18 protein-coding genes and 1 pseudogene are annotated in these 13,777 nt (G+C 32.5%); 8 read left to right on the top strand and 11 right to left on the bottom strand.

The window, feature by feature from the left end; translation table 11 throughout:
• The first annotated feature begins 29 nt into the window (after positions 1-29).
• The gene (locus P8625_RS09465) at positions 30-509 is read left to right on the top strand and encodes an ABC transporter ATPase (RefSeq protein WP_279650223.1); all 480 of its coding nucleotides are present in this window, start codon (positions 30-32) and stop codon (positions 507-509) included.
• A gap of 41 nt (positions 510-550) precedes the next feature.
• Complete coding sequence (locus tag P8625_RS09460; protein WP_279650222.1) at positions 551-859, top strand: hypothetical protein; 309 nt, start codon at positions 551-553, stop codon at positions 857-859.
• Here P8625_RS09460 and truB read toward each other — a convergent pair.
• The 8 genes and pseudogenes from truB to P8625_RS09420 all read right to left on the bottom strand — a co-directional run bounded on the left by truB (position 846) and on the right by P8625_RS09420 (position 5,905).
• Entirely contained in the window at positions 846-1,538 is a 693-nt protein-coding gene (gene truB / locus P8625_RS09455; RefSeq protein WP_279650221.1) for a tRNA pseudouridine(55) synthase TruB, read from the bottom strand. The two genes, P8625_RS09460 and truB, sit on opposite strands and share 14 nt — an antisense overlap.
• Positions 1,539-2,333 carry an undecaprenyl-diphosphate phosphatase gene (locus tag P8625_RS09450; RefSeq protein WP_279652939.1) on the bottom strand — a complete coding sequence of 265 codons (795 nt, stop codon included), beginning with the start codon at positions 2,331-2,333 and terminating at the stop codon, positions 1,539-1,541.
• Between the two features lie 24 nt (positions 2,334-2,357).
• Positions 2,358-2,579, bottom strand: a pseudogene (locus P8625_RS09445) (DUF3098 domain-containing protein); the annotation flags it as partial.
• A gap of 4 nt (positions 2,580-2,583) precedes the next feature.
• The gene (locus P8625_RS09440) at positions 2,584-3,462 is read right to left on the bottom strand and encodes a cell division protein FtsX (protein ID WP_279650220.1); all 879 of its coding nucleotides are present in this window, start codon (positions 3,460-3,462) and stop codon (positions 2,584-2,586) included.
• A 102-nt stretch (positions 3,463-3,564) separates the two neighbouring features.
• Positions 3,565-3,978, bottom strand: a complete 414-nt coding sequence (mce, locus tag P8625_RS09435; RefSeq protein ID WP_279650219.1) for a methylmalonyl-CoA epimerase — start codon at positions 3,976-3,978, stop codon at positions 3,565-3,567.
• A gap of 31 nt (positions 3,979-4,009) precedes the next feature.
• Positions 4,010-4,552: a hypothetical protein gene (locus P8625_RS09430; protein ID WP_279650218.1), complete on the bottom strand. Its 543-nt coding sequence runs from the start codon at positions 4,550-4,552 to the stop codon at positions 4,010-4,012.
• A 2-nt stretch (positions 4,553-4,554) separates the two neighbouring features.
• The gene (locus tag P8625_RS09425) at positions 4,555-5,226 is read right to left on the bottom strand and encodes a hypothetical protein (RefSeq protein ID WP_279650217.1); all 672 of its coding nucleotides are present in this window, start codon (positions 5,224-5,226) and stop codon (positions 4,555-4,557) included.
• Positions 5,227-5,284: 58 nt separating this feature from the next.
• A complete protein-coding gene (locus P8625_RS09420; RefSeq protein ID WP_279650216.1) occupies positions 5,285-5,905 on the bottom strand; it encodes a DUF2589 domain-containing protein in 621 nt (206 codons plus the stop codon).
• A 356-nt stretch (positions 5,906-6,261) separates the two neighbouring features.
• On the opposite strand from P8625_RS09420, the gene P8625_RS09415 reads away from it, so the two are divergent.
• The 6 genes from P8625_RS09415 (at position 6,262) to P8625_RS09390 (ending at position 11,439) form a co-directional block, all read left to right on the top strand.
• Positions 6,262-6,885 (top strand): hypothetical protein, encoded by a 624-nt coding sequence (locus P8625_RS09415; protein ID WP_279650215.1) that lies wholly within the window; start codon positions 6,262-6,264, stop codon positions 6,883-6,885.
• 277 nt (positions 6,886-7,162) lie between these two features.
• On the top strand, positions 7,163-7,738 hold the full coding sequence (locus P8625_RS09410; RefSeq protein WP_279650214.1) for a hypothetical protein: 576 nt from the start codon (positions 7,163-7,165) through the stop codon (positions 7,736-7,738).
• 592 nt (positions 7,739-8,330) lie between these two features.
• Positions 8,331-9,080 (top strand): sensor histidine kinase, encoded by a 750-nt coding sequence (locus P8625_RS09405; protein ID WP_279650213.1) that lies wholly within the window; start codon positions 8,331-8,333, stop codon positions 9,078-9,080.
• Between the two features lie 56 nt (positions 9,081-9,136).
• Positions 9,137-9,781, top strand: coding sequence for a response regulator transcription factor (locus P8625_RS09400; RefSeq protein WP_407704734.1), 645 nt, complete (start codon positions 9,137-9,139; stop codon positions 9,779-9,781).
• A gap of 21 nt (positions 9,782-9,802) precedes the next feature.
• Complete coding sequence (gene rbfA, locus P8625_RS09395; protein ID WP_279650212.1) at positions 9,803-10,198, top strand: 30S ribosome-binding factor RbfA; 396 nt, start codon at positions 9,803-9,805, stop codon at positions 10,196-10,198.
• 38 nt (positions 10,199-10,236) lie between these two features.
• Positions 10,237-11,439, top strand: a complete 1,203-nt coding sequence (locus tag P8625_RS09390; RefSeq protein ID WP_279650211.1) for an ABC transporter permease — start codon at positions 10,237-10,239, stop codon at positions 11,437-11,439.
• An 8-nt stretch (positions 11,440-11,447) separates the two neighbouring features.
• Here the strand turns inward: P8625_RS09390 and dusB are convergent, their stop codons facing one another.
• From dusB to P8625_RS09375, 3 genes are all read right to left on the bottom strand, one after another.
• A complete protein-coding gene (dusB, locus tag P8625_RS09385) occupies positions 11,448-12,449 on the bottom strand; it encodes a tRNA dihydrouridine synthase DusB (RefSeq protein WP_279650210.1) in 1,002 nt (333 codons plus the stop codon).
• 104 nt (positions 12,450-12,553) lie between these two features.
• A complete protein-coding gene (locus P8625_RS09380) occupies positions 12,554-13,420 on the bottom strand; it encodes a DUF5777 family beta-barrel protein (protein ID WP_279650209.1) in 867 nt (288 codons plus the stop codon).
• Positions 13,413-13,739: a hypothetical protein gene (locus P8625_RS09375; RefSeq protein WP_279650208.1), complete on the bottom strand. Its 327-nt coding sequence runs from the start codon at positions 13,737-13,739 to the stop codon at positions 13,413-13,415. The genes P8625_RS09380 and P8625_RS09375 overlap by 8 nt, the downstream gene beginning before the upstream one ends.
• Positions 13,740-13,777: the final 38 nt, after the last annotated feature.

The raw sequence follows: 13,777 nt of genomic DNA, 5'->3' as shown, positions 1-13,777 counted from the left end.
CAGTATCTTTGCGCTCATAATACCTCAATATGTTTGTAGCATTTCCTAGTTTGTCAGAAGAAGCCAAAATTTGGATCTATCCATCAAGTCGAAAATTTTATCCGCAAGAAATAGATGGGCTCCAAAAAAAACTACACCTTTTTGTTGAAGAATGGAAGGCTGATGACGCCGATTTCAAAGCTTCTTTCGAGCTGAAATACGAGCGTTTTATTATTTTTTCTGCGGAAGAAGGTTCGGATTTAACGAATGCAGATATTGAAACACAAGTCGCTTTTATTTTACAACTACAACAAGAATACGAAGTCGAATTGTTAGACAAAATGAATGTGTGTTTTAAGCAAGGAGCATTCATTCAGTACAAAGACGTTAAAGAATTTAAAAAACTACTTAAAAACAAGTCCGTATCGGCAAAAACCATTGTTTTTGATAATTTAGTACAAACCAAAGGAGAATTAGAAAATTACTGGGAAGTACCCATTACCGAAAGTTGGTACAGTCGGTTTTTGTAACATTTTTATTTTTCTTCGTCCTATATAGTAAACGATAAACTATGGCAGGAGAAGGACACATGAATCACGTTAACTCAACGTTACAGAAAAACAAGAAGGACTTACTGGATAGAAAAAGACTGTTTAAAAACAAACAGGTTTATAAAGACACTACCACTGGCTTAAAGTTTGAAAAAATTTCTAAAGAAAAACTTGAAGAAGTAAAAGGAAAAATCAGAGTTAAGGCAAAGAGAGATAAAAAAAGATTCAACCTTATCATGCTTTTTTCTGCTATATTGGTTGTTTCCCTCTTGTATTATTTATTTAAAGACTTCTCAATAGATTTTACACTGTTTTCTAGGCAGAGGTAATTTTTTCTATAAACTCGTCAACACTCAACGCATCTTCTACTGAAAAATCACCAATTTTTGTTCTTCGTAATACTGATAAATGTGCTCCAGAGTTTAAAGCTTCTCCATAATCGTTGGCAATCGAGCGAATATAGGTGCCTTTGCTGCATACAATTCGAAACTCCACATTGGGCAACTCAATATTGGTAATTTCAAATTCGTTAATTGTTACTTCGCGAGCCTTAATTTCGGTAGTTTCACCCTTGCGAGCCAATTCGTATAAACGTTTTCCGTCTTTTTTAATGGCTGAAAAAATAGGTGGTTTTTGCTGAATTTTTCCTATAAATTGCTCGGTGGTTTTGTGTAGTAACGCTTCTGTGATATGTTCTGTAGGAAAGGTTTCGTTAATGTTTGTTTCTAAATCGTAACTAGGTGTTGTAGCACCAATTACAAACGTACCCGTATATTCTTTTACTTGCCCTTGGTACTCGTTAATGTTTTTAGTCTGTTTTCCTGTACAAATAATCAACAAACCCGTAGCTAAAGGGTCGAGTGTCCCTGCATGACCCACCTTAATTTTTTTGATATTGAAACGTTTACGAATATGCCAACGCAGCTTATTTACTACCTGAAAAGAAGTCCATTCCAAAGGTTTATCAATCAATAAAACCTGTCCGTTTTTGTAATCTTCCGCAGTCATCTAAAAAAATAAAGAATAGCCAATAGCAATAAGTCCTACGATAGCGCAGTATACAGAAAAGTACGATAGTTTACTCTTTTTAACTAGGGAAATCATCCAAGTACAAGCCAATAATCCTGAGATAAAAGCGGCAAAAAAGCCTGCCGATAAAGGAACAATTTCTGAGCTTTGAAAATTAATGTCTCCACTTAACATGTCTTTAGCTACTTTTCCTAAAATTAAAGGTACCACCATTAAAAATGAAAAACGTGCTGCTTTGGTACGATCTACTCCTAATAAAACTGAGGTTGAAATCGTAGCTCCTGAACGTGAAATTCCGGGTAACATGGCGATTGCTTGAGAGATTCCTATAATGAGCGCATTTTTAAAAGAAACACTTTTGTTAGTGTTCTTGGCTTTGTCTGCCAATAAAAGTAACGCAGCGGTGACCAAAAGCATACAACCGACTAATAATACTTTTCCTCCAAAAAAGTTTTCCAATTCTTTTTCAAAAGCCAAACCGATTACCACAGCAGGAATCATAGAAAGGATAATTTTTAATGAAAACTGCATTTCTTCATTCCATTGAAATTGCAACAGCCCTCTAAGAATTTCGGCAATCTCTTTTCTAAATACCACGATAGTACTCAACGCTGTTGCAGCATGTAATACTACCGTAAACATTAAGCTTTCTTGAGGTACAGAAGTATCTCCAAACAAGGCTTTTGCCAACTCTAAATGACCACTCGAAGAAACGGGTAAAAACTCGGTAAGTCCTTGAATAATTCCAAGGATAATTGCTTCTAATATATTCATGCTTACTTTTTTAGGATTGGCAAAAATAGCATAAATTTCTATACCCAAGCCAATAATTACCAAGGTAGGGGCTAAACGAATTCTGCGCCAACCATATATTTCGGGATTGAATACGTTAGGGTCGTCACTACCGCCTCCTGCCATTAAAATAAAACCTAATGCAATTACAGCAATGCCAATAAGCATAATGGCATAATTTCGTTTACCGAATAGAAACTCTTTTTTAGGTGAATTGTCTTTTTTCATAAGTTTAGTAATACAAATCGTTGGTTTGTAAGTTTAAGAATCGTTGTGTTGCAAAGAAAGTGCTAATCCATGTAATAAAGAAAGCAACGAGTATAACCCCTCCAGCAACATACCCTAATGCCGCATAATCGGTAAGTAGTTCTAAGGTTGGAATATATCTATCTACATAATACACCAAAATAAACAACCCAATTATTGCAATAAAGGCTCCCAGCAATCCTAGTTTGATGCTTTGCCAAATAAAAGGTTTACGAATAAAACTTTTAGTAGCACCTACCATTTGCATGGTTTTTATGTTGAATCGTTTTGAGTAAATAGACAATCGGATAGAACTGTTAATTAAAATAATGGCTACTAACCCAAAAAAACCACTCAGTACCAATAACCAAAAACTAATACGTTGAATGTTTTGGGTAAGTAATTTTACTAAAGGTTTGTCGTAATTAACTTCTGCTATGAATGCGTTTTTTGTAAATTTTTTTTCAAGTTTTTCCATTTTTTCAGGAGTTACATAATCGGCTTTTAGGTAAATATCTATGCCGTTTTTTAAAGGATTGTCTCCTAAAAATTGTAAAAAATCCTCCCCTAAGTCTTTTTTATATTCTTCAGCAGCATCTTCTTTAGAAATGTAAACTACTTTGTTTACAAACACTTCTTTTTGAATAGATTCTTTAAGCGATTCGATATTTTTTTCAGCAACTTCATCTTTTAAGAAAAGCGTCATTACTATTTTTTCCTTAAAATGATTTGCAACTTTGGTCGACTTTAATAACACCAATCCTAAAATACCAATCATAAAAAGTACGAGCGCAATGCTAACCACTACTGATACATACGAAGATTGTAAACGGCGTTTTTGAAAAGAATCAAAAGAGGTGGTCATCGTTCAATATTAATTTTTAGGTGCTGCAAGATACTAAAATCAATTATTATTCACTATTCACTATTCACTATTCACTATTCACTATTCACTATTCACTATTCACTATTCACTATTCACTGAAATATCTTGGCATAACTCAATCAAAACTCCATTCGTAGATTTAGGATGTAAAAAAACGACCAGTTTATTGTCGGCACCTTTTTTAGGAGTTTCGTTTAAAACTATAAAACCTTCATTTTTCAGACGCATTACTTCTTCTTTGATGTCGTTAACAGCGAAAGCAATATGATGAATACCTTCTCCCTTTTTTTCTATAAACTTTGCTATGGGGCTGTCGGGTTTTGTCGCTTCTAATAATTCAATTTTATTAGGACCCGATTTAAAAAACGAAGTTTTTACGCCCTCGCTAGCAACTTCTTCAATTTTATAATGTGATTTTCCAAAAAGCGCAGCAAATAATGCATTCGATTTTTCTAAATCTTTAACGGCGATACCGATGTGTTCAATTTTATTCATAAGGTAAAAGTAATGAATAATGAGACACTGTTTATAAACTTTCAATAGCTATTTTTTCGCCCATAATTATAAATACATCTGATTGGTTTACCATAGAGAGTATTTGTATACTAATTCCTTTGAGTTGTTCATGATTACAACAAAAACTCCAAATTTGTTCTAAAAATTTTGTAAAATCTTGATTCGCATCGTATTTAAACTGTTTGGTTTGATAAATAACTACTAAAAGTTGTTCAATTAATTTTGTTGAGTTTTCTAAAGCAGTGGCGTATGGAGTGTATATTTCCCATAAATCGTGTTGAGCCTCTGTTAATGTAGATGCAGCTAATTGTAAAACTTCTTTTTTCTTATTTCTACTACTAGGTATAAATGAACTTAGCGTAGCTCTTTTTACAGCAAACTTTGAAGATTCAGGTAAGTTAAGTGATTTTAAAACCTCTTCTGTGGTTAACAACCAATTACGAATGTTTTTAGTGCTTTGCGTATTCTTTTTCTCAATTTGATTTACCAATTCATGTATTTCATTCAATTGAGTTTTTAGTTGACTGGTTATTTTTGTAATTGATTTTCTCATGACTATTCTGGTAATAGTTTGGTTTCTTTTACGCCGTTTTCATTTTCTGAAGTATACCATTCCATGCCTTCTTCATTCAATGTCATTTTAATTTGAATAATATTTTCAGGCTTAATCTCATTAAGTTTGTGGGCTTCTACAATAACTTTTGTGTTTTTTTGTGTGATTTGTCTACTTTTAATAGAAGGTCTTAATTCTGAGTTAAGTTTATTAACCAACAAGTCATAGTTTACTTTTTCGTTCGAAATTGACATAAATTGTTCAGATAATTGTTGTGAAAACTTTACTAATACAGGGTCAATTTCTTCAGTTGCTTTTATGTTTTTTTCCAGCTCATCTGTTCTTTGAGCTATTATTGAACGAAGTGTAGTAGATGTTTTTCTATCAAAAGAAGTAATTTTCGAAGCATCTTTTAAAATTGAATAGGTTTGTGAATTGAAAGCAATATTATCGATAGGCTCGTAATCGGTTTCATAAGTCTCTTGTAACTCTCCAATAGCAACAGGTATTGTAAGTTCTATGTTTTGTGCCCTAAAACGAGGAATAGAAAAATGTTTTAAGAGATCATGTCTTGCAAATTTTTCGGCAATTTCTAAAGATTTCAAATCAGACATTAAACGGGCTTCAGCGATGCTGGTGGCAATGCCACCTAAATATTCATTTAAGTTTACCATAATAAAAGTTTTTAAAAGAGGTTGTATGGTTTGGTACGATACAACCTCGTTATAAGTGTTAAGCTACAGCAGCAATACTGTCTTCTAGCATATTTAAGATTCTACTTAATCCTTCAGGTAATTCATCATTTACAGCGCGAACTTTTACGCCCAGATTATATGTTTTTTCTATTTTTACCCCTTGAGATGAGTTTCTTTTGTATGAGGCAGATGCTTTAAAGTTTACAATTTTGTAATTGATACCCAGCTCTGCACTAGCTGCAAACTCAGAAGATACATTTCTGGTTTCAGTAGAAGTTAAACGTGCATTAAAATCGATATTCACTTCATCAATACGTATTGATGGAATGGTAAGCATTGTTAAAAAAGGAACTTTAATTTCGATTTCACTTTCAATAAAATTGCTACTTACATCTGTGCTTGGTGGTAGTCCTTCGTCACTTAATTGCTGTGATGTTTTTCCAAGATGAGGGTTAGGAACCGATTTTTTGTAATTAAAATCTACATAACGCAATTCATCTGGAGTAGCTGGATCATTGTCTTTTTCAAATCCTACTTCTTTAATAAAGTTTACAGTAGCCATTGAAGCTGCTGTTTGTGCTTGTATCGCGGCCTGTAAAGGTCCTCCAACATATACGTTGAAATCTAAACTGTTCAATTCTGGAACTAAATTTGGCATATTTTTTTATTTTGTGTACCTACTCTGTTTAGTATGAGGCTTTTCGGTTATCGCCTAGTATTTCGAAATAACTGGAAGCAAAATTGAATGAAATTTAGAGCAGAGTTTCGAGGAGGACAACTGTAAAAGTATTGTAATAGTCCTAGACTTTAAAGGAGATTTTTCTCCTGTAGATTTTAGGAAATAAAATTTTTATCTTATGTAATAATTATTATATTTGAAATGCTATGAAAAATTTAATAAAAGTCACTTTTCTATAGCCTTTAATTGTAGGTTATTTTTGTATTTCCGAAGGTACTCCGGTTTTTGTCAAAGTTCAAGTAGCACAAAAAAGTTTAATTTAAAAATTTATAAAAATGAAAAATTATGTTTTGCCATTGATGGCAGGTGCAATTTTATGCCTAGTATCTTGTAGCCAAGATAAAACAGAAGACGTATTGGTAGAAAAAACAGTAAAAACTGCGAAACCAAAAAATTTACTTATGTATAAAGAAATGGTGGCTATGTTAGAGCATTATGATGAAACTCGAAAACCTGTTTTAGAGAAAGCATTGGGGTATGAAGATACTCGTATTAACTTTTACACTATTGAAACTCTAGAAACATATTTAGAGTATATGAAAAAAGTATCTGAAGAAAAAGGAATAAAGTTAACAGGTATTAATATAGTATCAGCATCATATCCTAAAACAATGGAACGTGGTACACCAGATTACCAAACGGTTATGTTTATGCCAACGACTGAAATTGATGGCAGAAATATAGCCTTTTCACCTGAAGTTTCTACAGAAAACAAAATCGTAACAATGAAAGAAATGCTTGGAAGTTATGGGTACAATTGGATATATGATAGCAAAGAGGATTATGAGAATAGAAATAATTTTCCTAAAAGTTTAAAACAAAATCTTTTAAAAAGAGGAGAAAAAGTGGATGAAGAAAGTATGTCTGGAAATTTGGGGCAACTGACACCACCTCATTAACTAAATTAAAGATTTAGTTTCAGATAGGATAAGAAAAAGAAAACATCTACTATATAAAATATTATTATGTGGTAGGTGTTGAACTTTTTTTATAAGAAAAAAGCAAGAGTATATGCCATGAAAAAAGAAGAGTTAAAACATTGAAAAGCTTAGGTGTTTTTCCTGTATTTATAACATCAACCACCTGATTTCTAGGTATAGAAAGAAAAAAGCTTGTTTTTTTAAAAAAAATGTAGGTATTTTTGGGCTGTTATCAATGAAATAAAACTTACCAACCATGAAAAAACTACTACAAAGATTTTTTGCATTTGTATGTCCAAAACCTGAAGACCCTACGCAACCAAAAACACTGCTTACGTACACTAAAATAATAAATATGCTTAGAGAGTATGATAATAGAAGACGTAAACTTATAGTTGAAAGCTTAGGGTTTGAAGATACAAGAATGAATATTTTTGATTTTGAAGAGTTTAAAAATTACATGCTGTACACAGAAAAGGTGGCAAATGAAAAAGGTATTAAATTAAAAGGAATTAGCTTTATTAAAGGAGTATATAATGAAGAAACAGCGCATGATACCCGATTTGTTAATTATGAAAATTTATTATACACACCAACAGCTATAGTAAATGGAAAAGAGGTGCCTATTGATATTTTAAAATCTACTAGTAATCACATAGTAACTCTTCAGGAAATACTAGAGAAGCACGGTTATGAGTGGACTTATGATTCAAAAGAAGAGTTGCAAAAACAAGTACAAAAACAAGCGTTTAAAGCAATGGTACTTACAGAAAATACCGACGATTTAAGTGGTGTTGGAAATTTAAGTCATATTAAACCACCCAAAGCTTAATTATACTATAATTCTATATGTTTCAACACATTTCATTGTTTTTGCAAATCGTTACTGCTATTAGTTCCATTATTTTATATAAGAAATATAAACACGAAAAATTTTATAATTTCTTTGTAGTATTAGTAGTTGTAACAGCTTTAATAGAGAGTGTTGGTTCGCTTACGTTAAAAACAGACTTAGATAGTTATCATTTAACTTACTTTTTTATATTATTTCAAAATCTGGTTATAGTATTAATGTTTAGGGTGTTATTGAAAAATACAACCCCCACTTATATATTGTTTATTATTTTTTTTGTGGGATGGCTTTATTTTTTTAACTACCGATCACAAATGAAAAGCACAATAGTATTAAGTTATTTCAGTATTTCAATTTTATCTCTACTGTATCTGAGAGAATTTTTATTGTCTGATAAAATCCTTAATTACAAGCAGCTTTTACCATTCTGGATCACTGTAGGTTTTTTGTTGTTTTATTTACCATCAATTCCTTTCTTTCAAATGTTAAATACTATGCAAACAAGAGATTTGTTTTTTGTTTTAAATATTTTAATAATTTTAATGAATTTGATAATTATTTATGGGTTAATATGCAGCAAGAAGGAGGAGAAATACTAATTGTCGCCACGTTAATAATTGTTATTATTATAGCTTTTTTAGTGATTTTATTTACCGTTTTTCAACGTCGTAAAAACAAATTATTACAAGAGCGTGCGGAAAACAAAAAAAGATACGAACGTGAGATTGCAGAAACACAAATAGAAATACGAGAAGAAACATTACGAAATATTAGTTGGGAGTTGCACGATAATATAGGGCAACTCCTAACATTGGCTAAAATACAATTACAGCATGCTACGCCAGAAAGCATGGAAGAAGTCTCTGAAATTATAGCGAAAAGCCTATCAGAAGTGAGGGCCTTATCGAAAATAATTAACCCCGATTTTATTAATAATATAAAATTAAAAGAGGCATTAAACTTAGAAATAGAACGCTTTAACAGATTAAACTATATCGATGCCGAATTAACTATTACTGGAGAAGAAAAGGAAGTTAATCAAAAACATGGGATCGTTATTTTTAGAATTCTTCAAGAGTTTTTCTCGAACACGATAAAACATTCAAAAGGCTCGAAGTTAGAAGTATTTTTAACCTATAAAGAGAATTTAATACAAGTAAAAGCACAAGATAATGGAGTTGGATTTGATATGGAAAAGGCTCGATTAAAAGGGTTGGGATTGCATAATATAAAAGCCAGAGCTAAGTTGATTAATGCAGAAGCAAAATTTGTGTCTGAGCCTCAAAAAGGAACAAGTTTAATTATAAATTATTATATTTAGAGTAACTATTAGTGTATTTTTCCCAACAACTAGTACTAACCAAACCTTATTAAATTATGAAATATTCAGTTGTTGTTGTAGACGACCATACTTTATTGTCACAAGCGATAGAAGGCATGGTGAATACCTTCGATAAATTTAAAGTACTTTACACTTGTAAGAATGGTAAAGAAGTAGTAGAGAAGTTTTTAGCTTCTCCTAAAAATGTGCCAGATGTAGTGTTGGTAGACGTAAATATGCCAGTGATGAATGGTATAGAAACTACAGAATGGATTGTAAGTAATTACCCTAACGTTCATGTCATGGCGCTATCTGTTGAAGATGCCGATAGCACGATTTTAAAAATGTTAAAGGCAGGTGCTGTAGGGTATTTACTAAAAGATACTAAAAAAGAAATCTTAGAGAAGGCACTGTTAGAAATGATGGATAACGGATTTTACCATACTAGAAATGTAACTACGCTACTGCTAGATTCCGTTTCAGGTAAAAACGCAAGAAATAACCATTCGTTTAAAGAGAATGAAATTACCTTTATGAAATTGGCTTGTTCTGAGTTAACGTATAAAGAAATTGCCGATAAAATGTTTCTTAGTCCGAAAACCATTGATGGCTATCGAGATAATTTGTTTACAAAACTAAATGTAAGAAACAGAGTAGGATTGGTGATGTATGCGATAAAAAATAAAATTTATACTCCGTAATTTTATGCTTAAATTTGCACCATGGAAGAAACAAACAGACAGCGAAAAATTGCAGGAGTATTGCAACAAGATTTGGTAGACGTATTACAGCGTGCTGCTCAAGACGGAATGAAAGGGGTAATTATATCGGTTTCTAAAGTTACGGTTACAGCCGATTTAGGAGTGGCGAAAGTATATTTAAGTGTTTTTCCTTCTGAAAAAAGAGATGAAATTATTAAAGGAGTAATATCGAACACCTCTTCAATTCGTTATGAATTAGCAAAACGCACAAAAAATCAACTACGAAGAATGCCAGAGTTGTTATTCTTTGGAGATGATAGTTTAGATTATATTGAAGATATAGACAAATCTTTAAAAGGAGATGATGTCAACCCGATTAAAAATCCAGATATACTGCCACGTCGTCAAAAGCGTTAATAATTTTTGTTACTTTGGCTAGCTAAACTTATTAATGTTTGAACTTTTCTTTATACATAGCAAAACGATACCTGTTTTCAAAAACAAGCACCAATGCCATTAACATTATTACAGCAATTGCTGTTTTTGGTGTTGTCGTGGGTACCATGGCACTATTCGTTGTTTTATCGGGCTTTTCAGGATTGCAAACGTTTAGTGATACATTGTTAAATGCATCAGATCCCGATATAAAGATTACGGCAAGCAAAGGAAAAACCTTTCAATATTCACAAAAAATAGCCAGTGTTTTACAACAAAATAAAACGATAGAAGCTGCTTCAAAAGTAGTAGAAGAGCGTGTTTTTTTAAAGTATAAAAACAAAGAACACATCGCACAAATTAAAGGAGTCGATGCTAATTATGCTAAAATTATCTCTACAGATTCCCTGCTAACTGTAGGAACTTGGATTGATGAAACCTATCAGAATACCGCAGTAGTTGGGTACGGTTTGTCTTACAAACTATCATTAGGTATTTTTAATTTTGGAGAAGCGCTTCAAATTTTAGTACCGAAGCCAGGAAAAGGTTTTATCAATGCGAGCAATGCTTTTCGGTCAGTCTCTACACAAATAGTTGGCGTATATACAGGCTCAGAAGAATTTCAAAATAAATATGTATTTACCGAGATTTACCTTGCCCAAGAATTACTAGGGTATGAGAAGAACCAAATTACAGGAGTTGAACTTCGTTTAAAAAATGATGCAAACATTGATGAGTTTCAGGAGGATTTACAGAACATTTTAGGAGATGAGTTAAAGGTGCAAACAAGAGCACAGCTAAATGCCATGTATTATAAAGTTATAAATACCGAAAACTTTATTTCTTACTTAATTTTTACGCTCATTGTTGCTATTGCGTTGTTTAATGTCATCGGGTCCATCATCATGATGATTATTGATAAGCGTCAAAACTTAAAAACTCTTTTCAATTTAGGAAGTAGTATTCAAGATATCAAAAAGATATTTGTACTGCAAGGATTTTTACTCACCATAGTAGGAATGTGTATAGGATTGGTTTTAGGAATAGTACTTGTACTGGTGCAACAACGTTTTGAACTGTTGATGATTACGCAAAATTTAGCGTATCCAGTAGAGTTTAGGTGGATGAATTTATGGATAGTACTTTTAACAATTTCAATTTTAGGATATATAGCTTCTAAAATTGCAAGTAGTAGAATTTCTAAAAGTTTTATTGAACGATAAGGCTTTAGTTATCCTACTTCAGGAATAGTTGCATTTCCAAATTTGGCTTGTACCTCGTCAAAAGCAGCAAAAACATCTTTAGGGTCATCAGAAGTAACCATTTTCATTCGGTGTTCTTTAAAATGAGGAATACCCTTAAAATAATTAGTGTAGTGTCTTCTTGTTTCTACAACACCTAAATGTTCTCCTTTCCAGTCGATAGCCATTTCTAAATGGCGACGAGCCATCTCAACCCTTTCAGAAATTGTTGGTTTCGATAAATGCTTACCAGTGTTAAAATAATGCTTCACTTCATTAAAAAACCAAGGGTATCCAATAGAAGCACGACCAATCATACAGCCATCTAATCCGTATGTATCACGCATTTCCATGGCTTTTTCAGGAGAATCAACATCGCCATTTCCAAACACAGGAATATGCATTCTCGGGTTGTTTTTTACTTCAGCAATTGGAGCCCAATCGGCATTTCCTTTGTACATCTGAGCACGTGTACGGCCGTGAATAGAAATAGCTTTACAACCTACATCTTGCAAACGTTCGGCAACCTCTACGATACGAATAGAATCATGGTCCCAGCCCAGCCGCGTTTTTACGGTAATAGGTAAGTTGGTGTGTTTTACCATCGCTTCGGTAAGTTTTACCATTAGATCGATATCTTTTAAAATTCCTGCACCTGCCCCTTTTGAAACTACTTTTTTTACAGGGCAGCCAAAATTAATATCAATAATATCTGGATTTGTTTTTTCAACAATTTCAACCGAGCGTAACATAGAGTCTAGATTCGCGCCAAAAATTTGAATACCCACAGGGCGTTCTTTTTCGTATATATCTAGCTTCATTACGCTCTTTGCTGCGTCGCGAATCAATCCTTCCGAAGAAATAAATTCAGTATACACCACATCAGCACCATTTTCTTTACATAAAGCTCTAAACGGTGGGTCACTTACATCTTCCATAGGTGCTAACAATAGCGGAAAATCAGGAAGTTCTATGTTATCTATCTTTACCATAATTCTTAAACTCGGTGCAAAGTTAGTTTTATTTTCAATAGAAAAAAAGAGGTTCTTTTAGAGATAAAAGAACCTTGTATATGAGATTGAATGTTTGGGTAGAGTTAAAAAACTCTAACGATATTAAAACCAAAAGAAACATCATTAAACCATGCTCCTTCGGTTCTAGTTAAAAAACCTGAATCGTTACTACCAGAAGCATTTGTAAAAACTAGTTGAAATACATGTCCTCCAGTTTCAATGTCTAAGCCCAGCGTAAAAGGATCTTTATATATGGAATTACTATGTCTGCTAAAGTTTAGAGCATAATCTGCATTAATACTTATTCGTTTACTTATTTTTAACCTACTGCCAAACCCAAGTATAAATTGGTTAAGGTTATCATCGCCTGTTTGTTTAAACTGCTGAAGGTTATTTTGACGTACAAAAGTAGGCGCAATAAGTAGTGAGAGGTTTTTATTAATTCTTCTCGAGGCTAAAATCTGTGCAGTAACACTTACACGATCATTAAACTCTAAAGAAGGAAAAACAGCTGTTCTTGAAGCAGATTCAATATCTAATGCTCCGTAACCAACAATGTTTAAAGGAAAGTTATTGCTTTGTTTTTTAATGCTGATTTTTGTGGTACCTGAATAGGTTTTTTCAAATGAATCTCTACTTAAACCAAATTGAATTCCGTCCCAAAAACTATAAACCAATTGAATTTTTGTATTGGCTCCATCTAAACCAAAAAACTCATCAATTCCTAAAGATAATGGGGCAAATCGATGCGCAACAATTAAATAAAAATCTCCTTTACTTGCTATTTTGGTCGATTGTAAGTTTCCGACCTGCATCGCTTTAAAAGCGGGTAATTCATAGCTTAAATCATTCTTTACTTCTTTTTGTAGTTCTTCTAGTAAATCATCTTGCGAAAATGAATAACTGATAGTAAAAAGAAATAGTAGAGTTAGTAGTTTTTGTTTAGTCATTATGAGTATTTTTTATGATACAATTAGTGAGTTTTAATTCTTCTAACAAATCGTCATAGCCTATAATCTGTCCTTTTAGAGAAACAGCTTCTTCTATGTTTATTGTCTGATTGTCAGATTGTTTTTTTAATTGGCAGTATATGGCATTGTTAAGTACTATACCAAAGTCATCTTTAGAAGTGACTTTTCCTTTTAGAGTAACCGTTTTGTTTAACCAAAGCGTTGTACCATCGTTTTTTAAAGTAATTAAAAAATCAGGAGCACTACCAACGTATGCTGATGTTACTTCATCAATAGTTTCATGTGGCTTATAAACCACGTACTTAAAAATTAGGTAAAACCCTAACAAGAGCAAAA

Origin of the sequence: Tenacibaculum tangerinum, assembly GCF_029853675.1 — a bacterium.
GTDB lineage: Bacteria > Bacteroidota > Bacteroidia > Flavobacteriales > Flavobacteriaceae > Polaribacter > Polaribacter tangerinum_A.
Note: the sequence above shows the minus strand (reverse complement) of the source record. Positions and strands in the feature narration are given on the sequence as shown.

Excerpts from the sequence above, each read along its gene's own strand:
- P8625_RS09380 (WP_279650209.1), bottom strand. The coding sequence starts at position 13,420 with ATGACTAAACAAAAACTACTAACTCTACTATTTCTTTTTACTATCAGT.
- P8625_RS09415 (WP_279650215.1), top strand. The coding sequence starts at position 6,262 with ATGAAAAATTATGTTTTGCCATTGATGGCAGGTGCAATTTTATGCCTA.
- P8625_RS09460 (WP_279650222.1), top strand. The coding sequence starts at position 551 with ATGGCAGGAGAAGGACACATGAATCACGTTAACTCAACGTTACAGAAA.
- truB (WP_279650221.1), bottom strand. The coding sequence starts at position 1,538 with ATGACTGCGGAAGATTACAAAAACGGACAGGTTTTATTGATTGATAAA.
- P8625_RS09425 (WP_279650217.1), bottom strand. The coding sequence starts at position 5,226 with ATGGTAAACTTAAATGAATATTTAGGTGGCATTGCCACCAGCATCGCT.
- P8625_RS09405 (WP_279650213.1), top strand. The coding sequence starts at position 8,331 with ATGCAGCAAGAAGGAGGAGAAATACTAATTGTCGCCACGTTAATAATT.
- mce (WP_279650219.1), bottom strand. The coding sequence starts at position 3,978 with ATGAATAAAATTGAACACATCGGTATCGCCGTTAAAGATTTAGAAAAA.
- P8625_RS09450 (WP_279652939.1), bottom strand. The coding sequence starts at position 2,333 with ATGAATATATTAGAAGCAATTATCCTTGGAATTATTCAAGGACTTACC.
- P8625_RS09440 (WP_279650220.1), bottom strand. The coding sequence starts at position 3,462 with ATGACCACCTCTTTTGATTCTTTTCAAAAACGCCGTTTACAATCTTCG.
- P8625_RS09410 (WP_279650214.1), top strand. The coding sequence starts at position 7,163 with ATGAAAAAACTACTACAAAGATTTTTTGCATTTGTATGTCCAAAACCT.
- rbfA (WP_279650212.1), top strand. The coding sequence starts at position 9,803 with ATGGAAGAAACAAACAGACAGCGAAAAATTGCAGGAGTATTGCAACAA.
- P8625_RS09400 (WP_407704734.1), top strand. The coding sequence starts at position 9,137 with ATGAAATATTCAGTTGTTGTTGTAGACGACCATACTTTATTGTCACAA.
- P8625_RS09465 (WP_279650223.1), top strand. The coding sequence starts at position 30 with ATGTTTGTAGCATTTCCTAGTTTGTCAGAAGAAGCCAAAATTTGGATC.
- P8625_RS09430 (WP_279650218.1), bottom strand. The coding sequence starts at position 4,552 with ATGAGAAAATCAATTACAAAAATAACCAGTCAACTAAAAACTCAATTG.
- P8625_RS09420 (WP_279650216.1), bottom strand. The coding sequence starts at position 5,905 with ATGCCAAATTTAGTTCCAGAATTGAACAGTTTAGATTTCAACGTATAT.
- dusB (WP_279650210.1), bottom strand. The coding sequence starts at position 12,449 with ATGGTAAAGATAGATAACATAGAACTTCCTGATTTTCCGCTATTGTTA.